The 17,660-nt window shown below is 65.8% G+C and carries 16 protein-coding genes; 10 read left to right on the plus strand and 6 right to left on the minus strand.

The window, feature by feature from the left end; translation table 11 throughout:
- Nucleotides 1–13: 13 nt before the first annotated feature.
- Genes LSQ66_RS16685 through LSQ66_RS16695 form a run of 3 tightly spaced genes read left to right on the plus strand, consistent with a single transcriptional unit; the run spans nucleotide 14 to nucleotide 2,553 of the window.
- Nucleotides 14–769: a 2OG-Fe dioxygenase family protein gene (locus tag LSQ66_RS16685; RefSeq protein ID WP_231766316.1), complete on the plus strand. Its 756-nt coding sequence runs from the start codon at nucleotides 14–16 to the stop codon at nucleotides 767–769.
- 38 nt (nucleotides 770–807) lie between these two features.
- A complete protein-coding gene (locus LSQ66_RS16690) occupies nucleotides 808–2,160 on the plus strand; it encodes a hybrid sensor histidine kinase/response regulator (protein ID WP_231766317.1) in 1,353 nt (450 codons plus the stop codon).
- A complete protein-coding gene (locus LSQ66_RS16695) occupies nucleotides 2,161–2,553 on the plus strand; it encodes a response regulator (protein ID WP_231766318.1) in 393 nt (130 codons plus the stop codon). It abuts the gene before it with no gap.
- A gap of 199 nt (nucleotides 2,554–2,752) precedes the next feature.
- On the opposite strand, the gene LSQ66_RS16700 is transcribed toward LSQ66_RS16695, so the two are convergent.
- Nucleotides 2,753–4,153: an SH3 domain-containing protein gene (locus LSQ66_RS16700; RefSeq protein WP_231766319.1), complete on the minus strand. Its 1,401-nt coding sequence runs from the start codon at nucleotides 4,151–4,153 to the stop codon at nucleotides 2,753–2,755.
- A 269-nt stretch (nucleotides 4,154–4,422) separates the two neighbouring features.
- On the opposite strand from LSQ66_RS16700, the gene LSQ66_RS16705 reads away from it, so the two are divergent.
- On the plus strand, nucleotides 4,423–5,154 hold the full coding sequence (locus tag LSQ66_RS16705) for a right-handed parallel beta-helix repeat-containing protein (RefSeq protein ID WP_231766320.1): 732 nt from the start codon (nucleotides 4,423–4,425) through the stop codon (nucleotides 5,152–5,154).
- 21 nt (nucleotides 5,155–5,175) lie between these two features.
- On the opposite strand, the gene LSQ66_RS16710 is transcribed toward LSQ66_RS16705, so the two are convergent.
- Complete coding sequence (locus tag LSQ66_RS16710; RefSeq protein ID WP_231766321.1) at nucleotides 5,176–6,426, minus strand: DUF1501 domain-containing protein; 1,251 nt, start codon at nucleotides 6,424–6,426, stop codon at nucleotides 5,176–5,178.
- A gap of 10 nt (nucleotides 6,427–6,436) precedes the next feature.
- Complete coding sequence (locus LSQ66_RS16715) at nucleotides 6,437–7,837, minus strand: DUF1800 domain-containing protein (protein ID WP_231766322.1); 1,401 nt, start codon at nucleotides 7,835–7,837, stop codon at nucleotides 6,437–6,439.
- Between the two features lie 223 nt (nucleotides 7,838–8,060).
- On the opposite strand from LSQ66_RS16715, the gene LSQ66_RS16720 reads away from it, so the two are divergent.
- Genes LSQ66_RS16720 through LSQ66_RS16735 form a run of 4 tightly spaced genes read left to right on the plus strand, consistent with a single transcriptional unit; the run spans nucleotide 8,061 to nucleotide 14,353 of the window.
- Nucleotides 8,061–8,660 (plus strand): CerR family C-terminal domain-containing protein, encoded by a 600-nt coding sequence (locus LSQ66_RS16720; RefSeq protein ID WP_231766323.1) that lies wholly within the window; start codon nucleotides 8,061–8,063, stop codon nucleotides 8,658–8,660.
- The gene (locus LSQ66_RS16725) at nucleotides 8,657–10,054 is read left to right on the plus strand and encodes an efflux transporter outer membrane subunit (RefSeq protein ID WP_231766324.1); all 1,398 of its coding nucleotides are present in this window, start codon (nucleotides 8,657–8,659) and stop codon (nucleotides 10,052–10,054) included. The genes LSQ66_RS16720 and LSQ66_RS16725 overlap by 4 nt, the downstream gene beginning before the upstream one ends.
- 24 nt (nucleotides 10,055–10,078) lie before the next feature.
- On the plus strand, nucleotides 10,079–11,236 hold the full coding sequence (locus LSQ66_RS16730) for an efflux RND transporter periplasmic adaptor subunit (RefSeq protein ID WP_231766325.1): 1,158 nt from the start codon (nucleotides 10,079–10,081) through the stop codon (nucleotides 11,234–11,236).
- 9 nt (nucleotides 11,237–11,245) lie between these two features.
- Nucleotides 11,246–14,353 carry an efflux RND transporter permease subunit gene (locus tag LSQ66_RS16735; RefSeq protein WP_231766326.1) on the plus strand — a complete coding sequence of 1,036 codons (3,108 nt, stop codon included), beginning with the start codon at nucleotides 11,246–11,248 and terminating at the stop codon, nucleotides 14,351–14,353.
- A gap of 99 nt (nucleotides 14,354–14,452) precedes the next feature.
- Here LSQ66_RS16735 and LSQ66_RS16740 read toward each other — a convergent pair whose 3' ends face one another.
- Entirely contained in the window at nucleotides 14,453–14,878 is a 426-nt protein-coding gene (locus LSQ66_RS16740) for a hypothetical protein (RefSeq protein WP_231766327.1), read from the minus strand.
- Nucleotides 14,879–15,071: 193 nt separating this feature from the next.
- Here LSQ66_RS16740 and LSQ66_RS16745 point away from each other — a divergent pair, with 193 nt between their 5' ends.
- The gene (locus LSQ66_RS16745) at nucleotides 15,072–15,254 is read left to right on the plus strand and encodes a hypothetical protein (RefSeq protein ID WP_231766328.1); all 183 of its coding nucleotides are present in this window, start codon (nucleotides 15,072–15,074) and stop codon (nucleotides 15,252–15,254) included.
- Nucleotides 15,255–15,317: 63 nt separating this feature from the next.
- Nucleotides 15,318–16,442 (plus strand): branched-chain amino acid ABC transporter substrate-binding protein, encoded by a 1,125-nt coding sequence (locus LSQ66_RS16750; RefSeq protein ID WP_231766329.1) that lies wholly within the window; start codon nucleotides 15,318–15,320, stop codon nucleotides 16,440–16,442.
- 7 nt (nucleotides 16,443–16,449) lie between these two features.
- Here LSQ66_RS16750 and LSQ66_RS16755 read toward each other — a convergent pair whose 3' ends face one another.
- A complete protein-coding gene (locus LSQ66_RS16755; RefSeq protein ID WP_231766330.1) occupies nucleotides 16,450–16,728 on the minus strand; it encodes a DUF4242 domain-containing protein in 279 nt (92 codons plus the stop codon).
- 40 nt (nucleotides 16,729–16,768) lie between these two features.
- Nucleotides 16,769–17,578 carry a methyltransferase domain-containing protein gene (locus LSQ66_RS16760; protein WP_231766331.1) on the minus strand — a complete coding sequence of 270 codons (810 nt, stop codon included), beginning with the start codon at nucleotides 17,576–17,578 and terminating at the stop codon, nucleotides 16,769–16,771.
- Nucleotides 17,579–17,660: the final 82 nt, after the last annotated feature.

A 17,660-nucleotide genomic window follows, 5' to 3' on the forward strand; every position in this document is an offset into this window, starting at 1 on the left:
GTACAATGAGGGAATGACAACTGCATTCCCCGCATTCACGCCCCTGGAACAGGTGGCGCAGGCCCTGCGCGGCGACGGCTATGCCCTGCTTGCCCCCGCCGACGTGGCAGCCCTCTCCGGCGCCCCGCTGTCCGAGTTGAACAAGCTCGCCGCCAGCTGGGACGACCTGGCTCTCGACAACTACCTGCGCGACGGAGGCCGCTACCGGCGCCGCCGCCATTCCTGCTTCGTGCAGGAAGGCGAGGCCCTGAGCCAGAGCGCCCACCGCGCCCACTGGCAGCCGGTGGAATACAACGCCCTGCATGGCGGCATGCGCCGCATGTTCGAGCCCGTGAATCCCGCCACCATCGAGCAGCCGGGCTGGCAAGGCCTGCTCACGGCCCTCGGCAAGATCTGCAGCGCCGCGCGCGGCCAGCAGACCTGGTACGTGGAGGCCCACCAGTTCCGCATCGATACCGCGGACGGCATCGGGCGCCCCACGCCGGAAGGCGCGCACCGCGACGGTGTCGATTATGTGGCGGTGATCCTGGTCGGCCGCCACGGCATCAAGGGCGGGGAGACTCGCATCTTTGAAGCGAGTGGGCCCAACGGCAAGCGTTTCACCATGACCGAGCCCTGGACCATGCTCCTGCTGGACGACGCGGCCGTGATTCACGAGTCCACGCCCATCCAGCCGCTGGAAGAACATGGCTACCGCGACACACTGGTGCTCACCTACCGCGCGGGTGGCTTCCAGGGCGATGGCGAGGCAGGGTCAAATCCGATATAGTGGCGTAGAGCATTATCAACACTACGGAGACGGCTGCTGTGGATTCCAGCTATGAAATCGCGCCCGATGAAATCGAGATCCTGATTGTCGAGGACAGCCCCACCCAGGCCGAACGCCTGCGCCGGCTGATCCAGTCGATGCGTTACGGGGCCCGCGTGGCCGCCAACGGCAGGCTCGCGCTGGAAGCGATTCATCAGCGGAAGCCCCATCTCGTGCTGTCCGATATCGTGATGCCGGAAATGGATGGCTATGAGCTGTGCCGTTCCATCAAGGGCGATCCCGGCCTGCGCGACATTCCCGTCATCCTCGTCACTTCCCTCACCGACCCGAAAGACATCATCCGCGGCATCGAGTGCGGCGCGGACAATTTCATCCGCAAGCCGTATGCGGAGGACTACCTGCTCAACCGTATTGGCCACATGCTGGTCAACCAGAAGCTGCGCAAGGATTCGAACATGGAGGTGGGCATTGCGCTCTACCTCGGCGACCAGAAGCACTTCATCAACGCGGAGCGCCAGCAGATCCTGGACCTGCTGATCTCCACCTACGAACAGGCCGTGCAGGTCAACAGCGAGCTGCAGGCGCGCGAGCGCCAGGTGATCGAGCTGAATATGCGCCTGGCCCAGCATGCGGGCGAGCTGGAAGCGACCAACCGCGAGATCGCCATGAAGAATCTCGAGCTGGCCGAGGCAAGCCGCATGAAGTCGGCCTTCATCGCCAATATGTCGCACGAGCTGCGCACGCCGCTGAACGCCATCATCGGCTTCACGGGCGCGCTGCTCATGAAGCTTCCCGGCCCGCTCACACCCGAGCAGGACAAGCAGCTGAACACCATCCGCTCCAGCGCGCGCCACCTGCTTTCGCTGATCAACGACATCCTCGATGTGGCCAAGATCGAAGCGGGCAAGGTGACGCTGTCCGTGGAAACCGTGCAGTGCCAGGATCTCGTGCGCGAAGTGTGCGAAACGCTGCGCCCGCTGGCCGCGCAGAAAGGCCTCACGCTGGACGTGGAGCTGGCGGCCCAGCCGATTTCGCTGGATACGGACCGCCGCGCCCTGACCCAGATCCTGATCAACCTTGCCAACAATGCCATCAAGTTCACCGAGAAGGGCACGGTGCGCATCACCCTTGGCCAGCGGGACGACGCCGAGGGCAAGGTCACGGAGTTCTCGGTGGCCGACAGCGGCGCGGGCATCCGCGAGGAAGACCAGGCAAAACTGTTCCAGGCCTTCTCGCAGCTGGACTCCACCTCCACCCGGCACGCGGAAGGCGCGGGGCTTGGCCTCTACCTGTCGCAGAATCTCGCCAACCTGCTGGGCGGCTCCCTCTCCTTCAACAGCGATTTCGGCAAGGGTTCGACCTTCACCCTGTCCCTGAGGACCCGCAAGTAAATGGGGGCGCGCATCCTGGTCATCGAGGACAACCAGGTCAATATGGACCTGATGAGCTACCTGCTGACTGCTTTCGGACATACCGTGCTGCCCGCCGCCGACGGCGTCGCGGGCGTGGCGGTGGCGCGCAGCGAACGGCCTGACCTCATCCTCTGCGACCTGCAGCTGCCCCGCCTCGACGGGCATGGCGTGCTCGCCGCCCTGAGGGGCGATCCCGCGACCAGCGCCATTCCCATCCTCGCCGCCAGCGCAGCCGCCATCGACGACGGCGGCGCGGCCCTGCGCGCGGAAGGCTTCACGGGCGTGCTGCCCAAGACCCTCGAGCCGGAAGCCCTGCTGCCCGCCCTGGAGGCCTTCCTGCCTGCGGCCCTGCGCAGCGCAGCAAGCAACTGAGCGGCCGAGCTGCTCCTTTGCTGCTGCGCACAAGTATAACTTTCCCTCTCTGCCGTATAAATTCTGGGTATATCGTAGTTATACGGTATTGCACTGCAACATAGACTGGGATATAGTGGACCTGTCTCCTCCAAGCGTTCTCCGAACAATTGGAATTCGCCCGCGGCCTCCGGCTTGCGGGCTTTTTTTTTGCCCCGGATTACGGCCGGGTGACGTGCACCAGGCTGGTCATCGCATCGACGTACAGCGTCTTGTCGTCCGCATACAGCGGCAGCAGGGGCGTCACGGATACCTGGTTCAGCTTCGTCTTGCGGATCTGCTGCGTCGCGGGATCCTTGAACACGGCGTAAGGAACGTCCTGGATCACATAGGGTTCGCCGTTGACATGGCCGATGATCATGAGCACATGCCCGGGCACCACCACGAGGTCGCCCACCTGGGCCTTCGCCAGCGCCCGCACGCGGTCGGCATGGGAATCGCGCGCCGAAAAGAGCTGATGATTCAGCGCCGCGCTGCTCCCTTGCAGCCCGGAATTCGGCGGCAGGTGCAGCCCCATGCTGCGGTAGGTTTCGCTCGTCAGGCCGCTGCAGTCGCGGGCGTTGAACTGATGCCCCCATCCATAGCGCTCGCCGAGGAACTTGAATGCCTGGCGGATGATGTTTGCGCGGGTCACCGGCAGATAGCCCGGCGCGCTGTCCGCGGTGCGGCGCAGGAGCGCTGGCTTGAACGTGAGCGAGCCGTCCTGCTGGCGCGCCGGGAGCAGGAGCGGCCACGATACATAGCTGCTGGCGCCATTCACTGCTTCGCCCTCCTTCACCTCGGCCAGGGGCATCGCAACGCCCATGTCCAGGTCCAGTTCCGATACGTCGGGCGCCTCCGGTGTAAATACCGTGCGCGCATGATCGCCCGTGACGACGCGGCCAGGCGCCTTCGCTACGTAGGAGAACACGGCATCCCTTGTCCCTTCCGCGATGTCGCTTCCCTTCACCCAGGCCGGTCCCTGTGTGCTCATGACCAGCAGCCATTGCCCGTCTGCGCTCTTGTGGACGATGATCACGGGCTCTCCCGGGAACAGCACGCCTCCCTGCAGGCTTTCGTAGTCGCGCGAGTCCTCGGACGCGTAAAGGCGCCGGTCGGACGGCAGCGTGCGCAGGTAGGTGCGGCGCACGCTCAGGCCATAGCGCGCGGACGTCGTGTCGGGAATCCGGTCCACCGCGGCGTTCTGCTGCAAGCCGCGAAGCAGTTCCTCGGTGACGGGGCGCCCGCTTTCGTCGATGGATGCCTTTATCGGTGTCTGCTGCGCGTTCCCCAGCCATTCGGCCACCTGGACCTTCGTCAACGTGGCCGGAAGCTGCGCCAGGTCGATCAATCCGCCCTGCGGACCGTAAGCGCGCTGGCGCTTTTCCGATACCTGCCGTGCATCGAGCAGCACTGCGTTGGGCGATGGCGCGCGGCGAATCCAGAACTCGGGAGACAGCATCGCTTCGCTGATGGCCGGAACGCCCGACGGCGAGACCGACGGCCCTGCGTTGGACGGTGCGGCAGCTGTCACCACTGCCGCCAGCACGGCGGCGCCTAGCAGCCGGGTGTGACGTTTCATGTACCGCGCCTGCCTGTCGGCGAAGCCGTGCTGCGAAGATGCCGTTTGCTCCATCAAATCCGTCCCATGTCGAGTTGTCCCGGCCGCCTGTCCCGCGCTTCGGCGGCAAAGCTGGCAGCTTAACATGACCCAAAATTTTCGGTTGAGCAAGCTATTTCCCGACAATTTCAGGACAAATGCCCCGGAAACCCGCAGCATAATTCCCTCCGGAAATTATGCATTTGACACAATTTCCTTTCGGAAGTTACTTCTAAATAAAGGGTAGAACAATGAAAGTTCAACAGAAAGTCCTGATCGGCGTATCCCTCGTCCTGGCCAGTTTCGGCGCCCAGGCGCAGGACAGCCGCACGCCAATCGATACCTGCCAGGCCATTTCCAGCGAGGGCTCCTATGTGCTCACCGCTAACCTCTCGGCCAGCGGCAACTGCATCGAAATCCAGGCGAGCAACGTCACCCTGGACCTGAATGGCTTCACCATTTCGGGAAATGGCAGCGGGGAAGGCGTGACCACCGGCGGCGGCACGGCCCGTTCCGGCATCACTGTGCGCAACGGCGTGGTGCGCAATTTCCGCCATGGCGTCTACCTCATTGGATCTGGTTCCACCATCGAGCGCATGAGCGCTATGGACAACGCCCACACCGGCTTCCTGGCCAGCGGCGCACGCGTTATCGACAGCGTCGCCCTCCGCAATGTCGACACCGGTTTCAATCTGGGCGCGCGCAGCAGCATCACCGGCAGCACTGCCACGAATAACGGCGATGGTATCAACGTTTCCACGGGGTCTACCGTTATCAACAACATCGTCGGCTTGAATACCCGCCACGGCATCCTCGCCGGAAACGGCAGCGTTGTCAGCAATAATTCCGTCCTGGGCCAGGGGAGCCTCGGCATTTACCTGAACTGCCCGAGCCTGGCCACCGGCAACACCTCTACCGCCAATGGCACCAACCTGGTTCAATCGGGAACCGGCTGCGTGGTGACCGGCAACGTGGCTCCGTAAGCATGCGGGGCTGAAGCCCCTTCACGCGCGCCGCAGGAAATCGACTGCGGCGCTTCGTGGCAATTGAGGGAAGATGCGCACAAGCTCATTGTCGGGCAGGCGCAGATGGCGTTCGGCGATGTGGGCGAGCACCGTGCGGAAGTCGGTCGTCACCGGCAGGTCGCGTCCTTCGTTCAGCGCCTTCTCTTCCAAACCGCGCCACTCTCCCAGCACTCTGCCTCCGGCGACGCCTCCACCCAACACCCACATCGCATTCCCATGCCCATGGTCGGTGCCGCGGTTGCCGTTCTCGCGTGCCGTGCGGCCGAATTCGGACATCACGACAATCGTGGTGTCGTCGAACATGGGGCCAAGGCGCTGCGCCAGCACGGCCAGGCCTTGCGCCAGGGGCGACAGGCGGTTCGCCAGCTGGCCCGTTGCCGCGCCCTGGCTCGCGTGCGTGTCCCATCCGCCCAGCGCAACGAAAGCCAGCTGCATGTTCGGGTCGTTGCGCAGCAGGGTGGCAAGGCGCGCCGCATCGTCCGGGAAGCCGTTCGGCAAAGGCGCTCCGCCGTTGGCAGCCATCATCTCCGCCGCCATGGGATTGGCTGCGGCGGCCATCACTTCCTTGCGCGCCTCGCGGCCGTCCATGTAGACCTTGCCGAAGCGCTTGTTGTCCGCATACAGCTCGTCGAAGGCGGCGCCCAGCGCGGGCCGGTTATCCAGCACCGTGCCTTTCGTACCCGCTGCACCGTTCGCGACGTTTACGGCGGCGGCGCGGCCGCTCAGGATGCGCGGCATGGTGGGCCCGATGCTCAGCGCGCGGGTGGGCCGCGAATCGCCGGGCAGCGCGCCCACCAGGCGGTTCATCCAGCCGTCCGGCGTACTCTTCACGCCCGGCGTGGCCGACTCCATGTAATCCTGCGCATCGAAGTGCGAGCGCGTGCCGTCCGGCGAGCCGCTGGCGTGGATGAAGGCGAGCTTCTTCTGTTCCCACAGAGGCAGCAGCGGTGCGAGCGCGGGGTGCAGGCCGAAGTAGCCGTCCAGGTCGATGGCTCCCCCTTCCTGCCCCGGCCTGGCAAGCGCGATGGTGGGACGCAGCTGGGCGTATTCCGCATCACCTACCGGCGCCACCACATTCAGGCCGTCGACGGCGCCGCGCAGCATGATGACGATCAGCTTGCGCGAGTGCGGCGCCGGCGCGGCGAGCGAGGCCGCCCAGGCTTCGCGGCCAAGAGGCGCCACCAGCCCGGCACCGGCGGCCAGGGCGTTCAGAAAATCGCGGCGTTGCATGGTTTTCTCCTCAGCGCTGCATGAAATCGGGGCTGCCCAGCAGCAGGGCGCTGCGCAGCCTTTCGGGGCTGGCGGCCGCCACCTCCTGCGTGCGCAGCGCGATGGATGGCCCGAGCGCGGCCTGCACAGTCTCCACGCTGGCGTTCTGGCCCAGCGAGGCGGCAAGGCCGATGCGCATGGCCAGCGCATCGGGATTCAGCCAGGCATCCTGCGTGTTCTTGTAGCCGTCCGGCGTCTGGCAGCCGTAGAGCGGCATGCCGAGGCGGGCCAGCACGCCCTGCATGCGCTTCGCGTCCGTCATGCCGGTGCCGCTGGCGCGCGCGGCGGACACCACGTACTGGTATGGCGTCTTGAATTTCGCGCCCGCCACACTGGAGTCCATGAACTCGGCGCTGGAAAACAGGGTGCGCAGAACGGTGCGGATATCGCCCCTGCTTTCGAGCCAGGTGCGCGCCATGCGGTCCACCAGCGCAGGAGGCGGAACGTCCGCCACGAAGTACTGCGCAAGCTTGTGGCTGATATGCCTCGCCGTGGCGGGATGCAGGGCCAGCACGTCCAGCGCATGTTCGCCTTCCGTCTGGCCTTTGGCGTGGATGGTCCAGCCCAGCCACTGCTTGCTTTCCTTGTCATGCCGCTTGGGATCGAAGAAGAAAGTCTCGTTGTCGCCCACCAGCTTGCGCGGGCGGTAGGTCCAGCCGGTGAGCATGCGCGCAAGCTCGGTCACGTCCTTCTGGGTGTAGCCCTGGTCCACACCCATGGTGTGAAGCTCCATGAGTTCGCGCGCGTAATTCTCGTTCAGGCCATTGGCCTTCGAGATCCAGTTATCAAGATAAAAAAGCATGGCCGGGTGCTTCGCCGTGGCGCCCAGCAGGTCGCGGAAGGAGCCCAGCACATAAGGACGAATCGCATCGCGTTCGAAGCTTGTGGCCAGCGCCCTCACTTCTCCCTTGCCGGAAAAAACGTTGAAGTGGTTGAACCAGAAATCGACCAGCACCTCCTCCAGCTGGCGCGGACTCTCCACGGCGCGCAGCAGGCGCGCTTCCGCGGCCTCGTTCGCGATCTGGCCGAAGACCTCGCGCCGTTTCGCCTTGAAGGCTTCGTCCTCGTCGCGGCGCATGGCGCGCACTTCCAGGAAGCGGCCCAGTGTCGCGCCCGCGGGTTCCTGCAGGGTTTGCAGGGCATGCAGTCGCCGGGACAGCTCCTCCGGCAGGGGAATGGACGCCGGCTGCAGCTGCTCGTCGACATAGCGCTGCACACCCATTTCCGCCACGCGCTGGATGTCGCCGGGGCGCGGCCCGAAGGCCAGCCGGTTCAGCACGTGCGCGGCCGCCTGCTCTCCCGTCAGCGGGGCGGCGTGCAGCAGCGGCAGGCAGGCCAGAAGCAGTAGCGGAAGGCAGCGGAACGGGCGCATGGCGTGTTTCCTTGGCGTATGGTGAGCCTTATTTATACGCCAGCCGCGTCCGTCTGCCAAAGGCCAGTTTGTATCGCACTGTTACATGGAACTCAACATTAATGAAACAATCGATTTAGTTATATCAATTGTTTAAATTCTGTGATGTAATAGTGAGATGACAGAAAAACATTCCCCTAGAAAATCGCGATCCGATGGAGAACAATCGCGCGAGCGCCTGCTCATGGCGGCGATGCGCCTGTTCGCCGAACAGGGATTCGCCCGCACTTCGACACGGGAAATTGCCCTGGCGGCAGGCGCCAACGTGGCCGCCATCAGCTACTACTTCGGCGACAAGGCAGGCATCTACCGTGCCGCCCTCACCGACCTCATTCCGCCACCCGAACAGAACATCGAACTGTTCGACCAGCCCCATTTCACCCTGCGCGAAATGCTGGAGGGCTTTTACACGCAGATGCTGGCGCCACTGGCCGAAGGCGAGCTCGCCGTGCTGTGCATGCGCATGTGGATGCGCGAGATGGTGGAGCCCACCGGCATGTGGACGCGCGAAATCGAGGTGGGCATCAAGCCCGAACACATGGCGCTGGTGCGCGTGCTGGCCCGCTACCTCGGCGTTACGCCCGACGAAGAAACGCATCGCCTTGCCTACTCGGTTGCGGGCCTCGCCCTGCAGCTCATGCTGGTGAGGGACGTGATCGGTTCCATTACGCCGCAGCTGCTCAATGCGCCCGATGCCATTGCGCAGTGGACCACGCGGCTGGCGGACTACGCGGAAGCAATGATCTTGGCCGAACAAAAAAAACTCAGAGAAGGGAAACTATGAAAGCACTGAACATATGGCTGGCCGTTCCGGCGGCGCTCGCGCTCAGCGCCTGCGCCGTGCAGGGACCGGCCTCGAAGGTCGATGCGCAGGCCCCCGCGCAATGGCAGGCGCCCTTGCCGCACAAGGGCGAACTGCCGGAGCTGAGCGGCTGGTGGCAGCGCCAGGGCGACCCGCTGCTGGTGCAGCTGATCGAAGCGGCGCAGAACGTGAGCCCCACCATCGCCTCGGCGCGTTCCCGCATCGAAGATGCGCGCGCCCAGAGCGTGGCCAGCGGCGCGGCCCTGCTGCCCAACCTGAACGGCGTGCTCACCTCCACCCGCATGAGCCAGCAGCAGGCGAATGTGCCGTCGAACACCACCTCGCAGGCCCTGCTCCAGTCGTCGTGGGAGATCGACCTGTTCGGCCGCAACCGCGCGGCGCGCGATGCGGCGCAGGCGCGCCTGGAAGGAGCCCAGGCAGGCTGGCATGACGCCCGCGTGTCGGTGGCGGCGGAAACGGCGAACCAGTACTTCGGCCTGCGCGCCTGCGAACGCCTGTTGGACGTGGCGCGCCAGGATGCAGCTTCGCGTGCGGGCACTGCGCGCCTGACGGAGCTCATGGCGAAGGCCGGATTCCAGTCCCCCGCAAACGCGGCCCTCGCGCGCGCCAGCGCGGCGGACGGCAACTCGCGCGCCGTGGCGCAGCAGGCCCTGTGCGACATCAACGTGAAGGCGCTGGTGGCGCTGACTGCATTGCCGGAGCCCGAGCTGCGCGCCAGGCTGGCAGCGGGCGCCGCATCGGCCGCGCTGTCTCCCGCGCAGGGCGTGACCGTTCCTGCCCTGCCTGCGGAAACGCTGGCGCAGCGGCCGGACGTGTTCAACGCCGAGCGCGAAGTGGCAGCCTCCAGCTTCGAAGTGGCTGGCGCACGCGCCGAACGCTTCCCGCGTCTCTCCATTACCGGTTCGGTTGGCCGCGGCCGTATTCACGCCGCTGGTGAAAACGTTACCGCCGATACCTGGACCCTGGGCCCCGTTCAAATGACACTGCCGCTGTTCGACGCGGGCCTGCGCCGCGCCGCCGTGGACGCCGCCAAGGTGCGCTACGAGACCGCCGTGAGCAACTACCGCGGCGCCGTGCGCCAGGCCGTGCGCGAGGTGGAGGAGGCGCTGGTCAACCTGGACAGCACGGACCAGCGCGCGGCGGACGCGCAAACCGCCCTGGAAGGTTATCGCGTGGCGTTCACGGCCACGGAAGACCGCTACAAGAACGGCATGGCCAGCCTGCTGGAGCTGGAAGATGCACGCCGCACCCGCCTGGCGGCCGAGAACACCGTGGTGGCCCTGCAGCGCGAACGCAGCGCCGCGTGGATCTCCCTGTACCGCGCCGCTGGCGGCGGCTGGACCGCGGCCCAATAAGACAAAAACATGATCGGATACTCCATGAACAAACAGACTATGAAACCGATGGCCGCCCTCCTGCTGGCCGCTTTCGTGCTGCCCTGCGTGGGCATCGCGGTGTACAGCCCCGTTTCCAATGCCGCGGACAAGAAGGAAGAGGCCCAGAAGCCCGCCCTCACCGTCAGCGTCACCCGCCCTGAAAAGACCACCCTGCCGATCCGCCTGACCGCGAACGGCAACGTCGCCGCGTGGCAGGAGGCCAGCATCGGCAGCGAGTCGAACGGCCTGCGCCTCACCGAAGTGCGGGTGAACGTGGGCGACGTGGTGAAGAAGGGCCAGGTGCTGGCCGTGTTCTCGGCCGATACCGTGAACGCGGACGTGGCGCAGGCGCGAGCAGCGCTGCTGGAAGCGGAAGCCACTGCGGCCGAGGCCAAAGCCAATGCGGCCCGCGCCCGTACGCTGGAATCGAGCGGCGCACTGAGCGCACAGCAGATCAGCCAGTACCTGACCGCAGAGCAGACGGCCAACGCCCGCATCGCATCGGCGCGCGCCGCCCTGAACTCCCAGCAGCTGCGTCTGCGCTACACGCAGGTGGTGGCGCCGGACAGCGGCGTGATTTCCGCGCGCAGCGCCACCGTGGGCGCGGTGGTGGGCGCAGGCACGGAGCTGTTCCGCATGGTGCGCCAGGGACGGCTGGAGTGGCGCGCCGAGGTGACGGCGGCGGACCTGCGCAATATCCGCGTGGGCGGCGCGGCGCGCGTGAAGGCAGCCAACGGCAGCGAGCTGACGGGCAAGGTGCGCATGATCGCGCCGACCGTCGACCCGCAAACCCGCTCCGCCCTGGTCTATGTGGACCTGCCGACCGATACCGGCGCCAATGCGCCCTTCAAGGCAGGCATGTTTGCCACCGGCCAGTTCGAGCTGGGCGAGTCGGGCGCCTTCACCCTGCCGCAGCAGTCCGTCGCCGTGCGCGACGGCTTCAGCTACGTGTTCCGCCTGTCGCAGGATTCGCGCGTGCACCAGACGAAGATCCAGCCTGGCCGCCGCATCGGCGACCGCATCGAGGTCCTGAGCGGCATTGCCGCGGACACGGTCGTGGTGCAGAGCGGCGCAGGCTTCCTCAATGACGGCGACCTCGTTGCAGTAAGCAATGCGCCGCGTGTCGCGCCCCCGGCAGGCGGCGCCCGCGCATCCAAATAAGGAGGCTCCGTGAATTTCTCAGCCCTCTCCATCAGGAATCCCATCCCGGCGATCATGCTGTTCGTGCTGCTCACGCTCGCGGGTCTGCTGGCCTACAAGGCCAACCCGGTGCAGGATTTCCCCGATATCGAACTGCCCATCGTGAACGTGACGGCCTCGCTGCCGGGCGCCGCGCCCGCGCAGCTTGAAACCGAAGTGGCGCGCAAGATCGAAGACTCGGTCGCCACGCTGCAAGGCATCAAGAACATCTACACCAAGGTGCTGGACGGCACTGCGACCATCACTGTCGAATTCATCCTGGAGAAGAATATCTCCGACGCGGTGAACGACGTACGCGACGCCGTGTCGCGCGTGAAGGCGGACATGCCCGCCGAGCTGCGCGACCCCGTGGTGAGCAAGGTCTCCACCGCTGGCCGCGTGGTGCTGACCTTCGTCACCACGTCGAAGGCCAACAGCGGTACGCAGATGGACGACGCGGACCTGAGCTGGTTCGTGGACAACAGCGTTGCCAAGCGCCTGCTGGCGGTGCCCGGCGTGGGCGCCGTCAACCGAACCGGAGGCGTGACCCGCGAGATCCGCGTGGAGCTCGACGACGCCCGCATGGCGGCGCTGCGCGTTTCCGCGCTGGACGTATCGCGCCAGCTGCGCCAGGTGCAGAAGGAAGCGCCCGGCGGCCGCGGCGACGTGAGCGGCGCCGAGCAGTCCGTGCGCACCATCGCCACCGTGCAGAGCGCGCAGGCCCTGGCGGCCATGGATATTCCGCTGGGCGACGGCCGCCATGTGCGCCTGGACCAGGTGGCCACCGTGACCGACACGATCGCCGAGCCGCGCTCCGTGACCACGCAGGACGGCAAGCCCGTGATCGGCTTCGAGGTGTTCCGTACCAAGGGCGCCAGCGAGACCGACGTGGCCAACGGCGTGCGCGCTGCAGTGGAAGAGCTGCGCGCAGCGAATCCCAACATCGAGATCCGCCAGTCCATCGACAATGCGCAGCCGGTGGACGAGAACTTCGTGGGCTCCATGGAGCTGCTGTACGAAGGCGCCATCCTCGCCGTGCTCGTGGTATGGTGGTTCCTGCGCGACTGGCGTGCCACCCTGGTGGCCGCTGCCGCCCTGCCGCTCTCCGTGCTGCCCGCCTTCCTCGGCATCTACTGGTTCGGCTACACGCTGAACACCGTGACCCTGCTCTCGCTGGCACTGGTGGTGGGCGTGCTGGTGGACGACGCCATCGTGGAGATCGAGAACATCGAACGCCACCTCCGCATGGGCAAGACGCCGATGCAGGCTGCGCTCGAAGCGGCGGACGAAATCGGCATGGCCGTGATCGCAACCACCTTCGCGCTGGTGGCCGTGTTCCTGCCGACCGCCTTCATGGGCGGCATTCCCGGCAAGTTCTTCAAGCAGTTCGGCTGGACCGCCGTGCTGGCGGTTCTCGCCTCCCTGGTGGTGGCGCGCCTGCTGACGCCGATGATGGCCGCCTACCTGCTGAAGCCCGCCAAGCACCGCGAGGAGAAGGACGGCTGGATCATGCAGCGCTACATGCGCACCATGAAGTGGTGCCTGACGCACCGCCTGTTCACCGCCATCGCATCGGCCGTGTTCTTCTTCAGCTCCATCATGCTCGTGGGCTTGCTGCCCACGGGCTTCGTGCCCCCGGCGGACCGCAACCAGACCCAGATCACCCTGGAGCTGCCGCCCGGCTCCACCCTGGCCGAAACGAAGGCCGTGGCGGAACAGGCGCGCGTGCTGGCGATGCAGGTGCCCTCGATTACCGGCATCTACAGCTCCATCGGCGGCGGTTCGGCAGGCGATGCATTCGCTCCCGGCGCCGCTGCGGAGGCGCGCCGCGCCGTGATGACCATCACCACCAAGCACCGCAACGACCGCAAGGAATCCATGGCGCAGATCGACGACGCCCTGCGCGAGAAGATGCGCGCCATCCCTGGCGCCCGCTTCACCGTGGGTCCGCCGGATACGGGTGTGAAGATGCAGCTGGTGCTGCGTTCGGAAGACCCTGTGGCGCTGACTGCCGCCGCGCAGCAGGTCGAGCGCGAACTGCGCACGCTGAAGGGCATCGGCAACGTGACCTCCAGCGCTTCGCTGGTGCGCCCCGAGATCATCGTGCGTCCCGACTTTGCGCGCGCCGCCGACCTGGGCGTGACCGCCAACGCCATCGGCGAAACCGTGCGCGTGGCGACGGCGGGCGACTACGACTTCGACCTCACGAAGATGAACCTGCCCGAGCGCCAGGTGCCGATCCGCGTGAAGCTGCCGGACGCCGTGCGCGCCGACCTGGACGCCATCGGCCGCCTCACCGTGCCGGGCCGGAACGGTCCCGTGCTGCTCTCGACCGTCGCCGCCATTACGATGGAAAGCGGCCCGGCCCAGATCGACCGCCTGAACCGCAGCCGCAACGTGACGCTGGACGTGGAACTGGGCAGCCGCTCCCTGGGTGAGCTGAACGAGGAGGCGCGCGCACTGCCTTCGATGAAGAACCTGCCGCCTTCCGTGAAGCAGGCGGAGCTCGGCGACGCGCAGGAGATGGCCGCGCTGTTCGCCAGCTTCGGCATCGCCATGCTGATCGGCGTGCTGTGCATCTACGGCGTGCTGGTGCTGCTGTTCAAGGACTTCATGCAGCCGGTGACGATTCTCGCGGCGCTGCCGCTGTCCATCGGCGGCGCCTTCGTGGCGCTGCTGATCACGGGCCGCGCGCTGTCCATGCCGTCGATGATCGGCCTGATCATGCTGATGGGGATTGTGACGAAGAACTCGATCCTGCTGGTGGACTACGCGATTCTCGCGCGCCAGTCGGGCATGAGCCGCTTCGATGCGCTGGTGGACGCGTGCCACAAGCGTAGCCGTCCGATCCTGATGACGACGATTGCAATGGGCGCGGGCATGATGCCGCTGGCCCTGGGCTTCGGCGCCGACCCGAGCTTCCGTTCGCCGATGGCGATCACGGTGATCGGCGGCCTGATTACCTCCACCTTGCTCAGCCTTCTGGTGGTGCCCGCCGTCTTCACCTACATCGACGACCTGGAGCACCTGATGCGCCGCGTGGCCCACAAGCTGCGCCGCCACAAGGAAATCCCGGCAGCTGAAGCCGTAGTGCAGTAACGGCAGAGGGGACAGACCCTGCTTTCGGCTAAGCCGAAACCAGGGTCTGTCCCCGATACCTCAGTCCGCCACCGAACACAGTCGGCAGCGTCCAGGCAATCAATGCTTCCGCGACCCCAGCAGCTTCGACACGGCAAATCCCGCCGCCATTGCCACCAGTACCGACACCCCCGGGCTCTTGCGCACATAGCTGGCGCCGGTTTCCGCGAAGCGCTTGTAAGCCACGCTCAGTTCTCCCGCCTTCTCGCTCAGCTTGCCGGACATATTGTTCATGCCATCGCTCAGGCGGTCCACGCCCTCGTGCGCCTTGTTGACGATGCGGTCGGTGGCTTCCGGCACTTTCTCGGCCAGCTTGTCCGCCGTGTCGCGGGCGCTGGTGGCGGCGCGCTCGAGCGCCGACGCGCTCTTCTCGGCAGCCTTGTCGATACTGCTGTGCAGGTCGTTGCGGGTGGTGTTGCCGATCGGCGTTACGGTGCCGCTAGCGGTCCCGCTTGCATTCGCATTCTGGTCCTTGCTGTTGTCCATGATGTGATTCCTCGTTCGTTAGTGGTTGCGGTCTTGCACGGACAACAATAGGCCGATCGTTGCGGCTTCACCGTGCGTCATCTAACAAAGGTCGAGCGGGGTGCTCAGCAGCGGGCAAATGCGCCGATTGTGTGAGCCGGAACACGGACGCGGCGCCGCGCCGCGTGCACCCTGCTGCAAAAGGAGGTATGCCATGAACCGACCGCCTCTCATCAAGGACACGGTAGAGCTCGAGATCGACGAGGGCCGCGCTGCCGGCGCCGAACCGGGCGCGGTATCCGGCCTCGAAGGCCTTCAGCCATCCGAGGCCGTCCCGCCCGACCCGCAAACGCTGCCAAGCCAGCAGATCCCTCCCCTGCCTCCCGGAAAGACTTAGCTTGCGGTCCCGGCAGTATTGTGGATAATTCACGGATTCTCATAACAAACGACAGGAGATCCGATGAATGTGAAGCATTCCCTGGGCGCGCTCGCGCTGGCAGGCCTGGCTGCAGGCGCCATGGCGCAGGAAGCAGTGGTGAAGGTGGGTCACAGCGGTCCCCTGTCGGGCGCCCAGGCCTTCTCCGGCAAGGACAACGAGAACGGCGCGCGCCTCGCCATCGAGGAGCTCAACGCCAAGCCGATCACCGTCGGCGGCAAGAAAGTGAAATTCGAACTGGTGTCCGAGGACGACCAGGGCGATCCGAAAGCCGGAGTCTCGGTCGCGCAGAAGTTCTCGGACAGCGGTATCAAGTACGTGGTCGGCCCCTACAACTCGGGCGTGGCCATTCCCGCATCGCGCGTCTATAACGACGCGGGCATCGTGGTGGCCTCGGTAGCCTCCAACCCCAAGCTCACGCAGCAAGGCTACAAAAACCTGTACCGCGTGAATGCCAGCGATACCCAGCTCGGCTCCAAGATGGCGCTCTACGCGGCCCAGGAACTGAAACTGAAAACGGTCGCCGTGATCGACGACCGCACCGCCTTCGGCCAGGGCCTGGCCGAGGAATTCAAGAAGCAGGCGCGCGCCTCCGGCATGACGGTGGCAGCCCACGAGTACACCACCGACAAGGCCGTGGACTTCACCGCCATCCTCACCAAGCTGAAAGCGAAGAAAGTGGAAGCCATCTTCTTCGGCGGCTATGCACCGCAGGCCGGGCCGATGGCGCGCCAGATCAGGCAGCTGGGCATCAACGCCAGGCTGCTGGGCGGAGACACGATCTGCACCGCCGAACTGGGCAAGCTGGGTGGCGACGCGGTGGGCAGCAATGTCCTGTGCTCGCAGGGCGGCGCCCTGCTGGACAAGGCGGCGCAGGGCCCGGCCTTCAAGGCCAAGTTCAAAAAGCGCTTCAACGCCGAGCCGGACGTGTACGCCGCTTCCTACTACGACGCGATGCAGATGTACGCCGCCGCCATGCAGAAGGCGAACTCGCTCGATCCCGCCAAGGTGGGGGCCGCCATTTCAGCGGGCAGCTACAGCGGCGTGGCGGGCACCTACGCCTTCGACGCCAAAGGCGACATGAAATCGTCGCCGGTGACCATCTTCACCTTCAAGAACGGCCAGCCGGCGGCATTGACCAGCTATTGATTCCGCTTCAGGCAGCGGCGCTGGATGGATCGATTACGGTGACCACTTCCGAAATGCGGTTCGCGGGGAAGCCGCTCGTTTCGGCGTGCTTGCGGATGATGTCCGCGTCCTTGGCGAGGTAGACGCAGTAGGTCTTGTCCGCGACAACGAAGGTTTCCTGCCACTGGATGTCGTTCCCCAGCGCATCCAGCGCGGCGTTCGAGGTTTTGGCGATGGCGCAGAAGCCGTCCGGCGTGTTGCTGCCGATGCCTGGGACGTCGCGCTCGATGACAAATTTCTTCAACATGGTATTTCCTTCCTTCTGAATAGGCGGCAAATGCCGCAGGTCATGCCCGTTTCCGAGCCGAGATGGACACCGCCGCCACACGCACGGCGCGCCCGAATTTGCGCTCCACGGCAGTGCCGCGGAAGCAGTCGAATGTTTCGACAATATGGCTGCCGGCCAGCCCGGCATCGTCAGCCAACCGCAGGAGCTCCTGCGCCTGCACGGCGCCACCCACGCAGGCGGCCCACAGGTCCGCATCGCTGCGCGCCGCGGCGCTGAGCGGACGGTCGACCACCACATCGGCAAGCAGCAGCTGCCCGCCCGGCCGCAGCACGCGCGCAATCTCCTGCATGACGCGCGGCTTGTCCGGCGCCAGGTTCAGAACGCCGTTCGAGAGCACCACATCCACGCTCGCATCCGGCACAGGCAGGTCCTCGAACACACCCTGGTGCAGGACCACCCGCCCGGTCAACCCCGCCTCGTGGGCGGCAAGCCATGCGCTGTCGAGCATGGCCGGTGTCATGTCCACACCGATCACCCGGCCGTTCGGCCCCACCTTCGTGGCGGCCAGGAGCAGGTCCATGCCTGCACCGCAGGCGTGGTCGAGCACGGTGGCGCCTTCCGCGATCTGTCCCGCACGGTGCGGGTTGCCGACGCCAGCGAAGCGGTCCACACAGCGCCGCGGCAGCTGCTTGAGGGCGGCGCGTTCATAGCCAAGTTGCGCCACGGCGTAGTCGAGCCCGGTATTGAAGTGGAAGCTTTCGGCCGGGTCCCTGGCAACGCGCTCATACATGGAGCGCACCTGGAGGCGCAGCCTGCCAGTGTCCAGTCCCACCGGGCAGCTGGCCACGGCGTCGTTTGCGATGTTCATATTTTTCCTTTCTTGCGGCGATGTGCTACTTTCCCAGATACGGCGGTGGGCAAGAAGATGGGATTTCCGCCAAAAAGCGGTG

It is taken from the genome of Massilia endophytica, from assembly GCF_021165955.1.
Taxonomy (GTDB): Bacteria; Pseudomonadota; Gammaproteobacteria; order Burkholderiales; family Burkholderiaceae_D; genus Rugamonas; species Rugamonas endophytica.

Excerpts from the sequence above, each read along its gene's own strand:
- LSQ66_RS16760 (WP_231766331.1), bottom strand. The coding sequence starts at position 17,578 with ATGAACATCGCAAACGACGCCGTGGCCAGCTGCCCGGTGGGACTGGAC.
- LSQ66_RS16740 (WP_231766327.1), bottom strand. The coding sequence starts at position 14,878 with ATGGACAACAGCAAGGACCAGAATGCGAATGCAAGCGGGACCGCTAGC.
- LSQ66_RS16725 (WP_231766324.1), top strand. The coding sequence starts at position 8,657 with ATGAAAGCACTGAACATATGGCTGGCCGTTCCGGCGGCGCTCGCGCTC.
- LSQ66_RS16700 (WP_231766319.1), bottom strand. The coding sequence starts at position 4,153 with ATGAAACGTCACACCCGGCTGCTAGGCGCCGCCGTGCTGGCGGCAGTG.
- LSQ66_RS16755 (WP_231766330.1), bottom strand. The coding sequence starts at position 16,728 with ATGTTGAAGAAATTTGTCATCGAGCGCGACGTCCCAGGCATCGGCAGC.
- LSQ66_RS16695 (WP_231766318.1), top strand. The coding sequence starts at position 2,161 with ATGGGGGCGCGCATCCTGGTCATCGAGGACAACCAGGTCAATATGGAC.
- LSQ66_RS16750 (WP_231766329.1), top strand. The coding sequence starts at position 15,318 with ATGAATGTGAAGCATTCCCTGGGCGCGCTCGCGCTGGCAGGCCTGGCT.
- LSQ66_RS16705 (WP_231766320.1), top strand. The coding sequence starts at position 4,423 with ATGAAAGTTCAACAGAAAGTCCTGATCGGCGTATCCCTCGTCCTGGCC.
- LSQ66_RS16730 (WP_231766325.1), top strand. The coding sequence starts at position 10,079 with ATGAACAAACAGACTATGAAACCGATGGCCGCCCTCCTGCTGGCCGCT.
- LSQ66_RS16745 (WP_231766328.1), top strand. The coding sequence starts at position 15,072 with ATGAACCGACCGCCTCTCATCAAGGACACGGTAGAGCTCGAGATCGAC.
- LSQ66_RS16685 (WP_231766316.1), top strand. The coding sequence starts at position 14 with ATGACAACTGCATTCCCCGCATTCACGCCCCTGGAACAGGTGGCGCAG.
- LSQ66_RS16720 (WP_231766323.1), top strand. The coding sequence starts at position 8,061 with ATGGCGGCGATGCGCCTGTTCGCCGAACAGGGATTCGCCCGCACTTCG.
- LSQ66_RS16715 (WP_231766322.1), bottom strand. The coding sequence starts at position 7,837 with ATGCGCCCGTTCCGCTGCCTTCCGCTACTGCTTCTGGCCTGCCTGCCG.
- LSQ66_RS16710 (WP_231766321.1), bottom strand. The coding sequence starts at position 6,426 with ATGCAACGCCGCGATTTTCTGAACGCCCTGGCCGCCGGTGCCGGGCTG.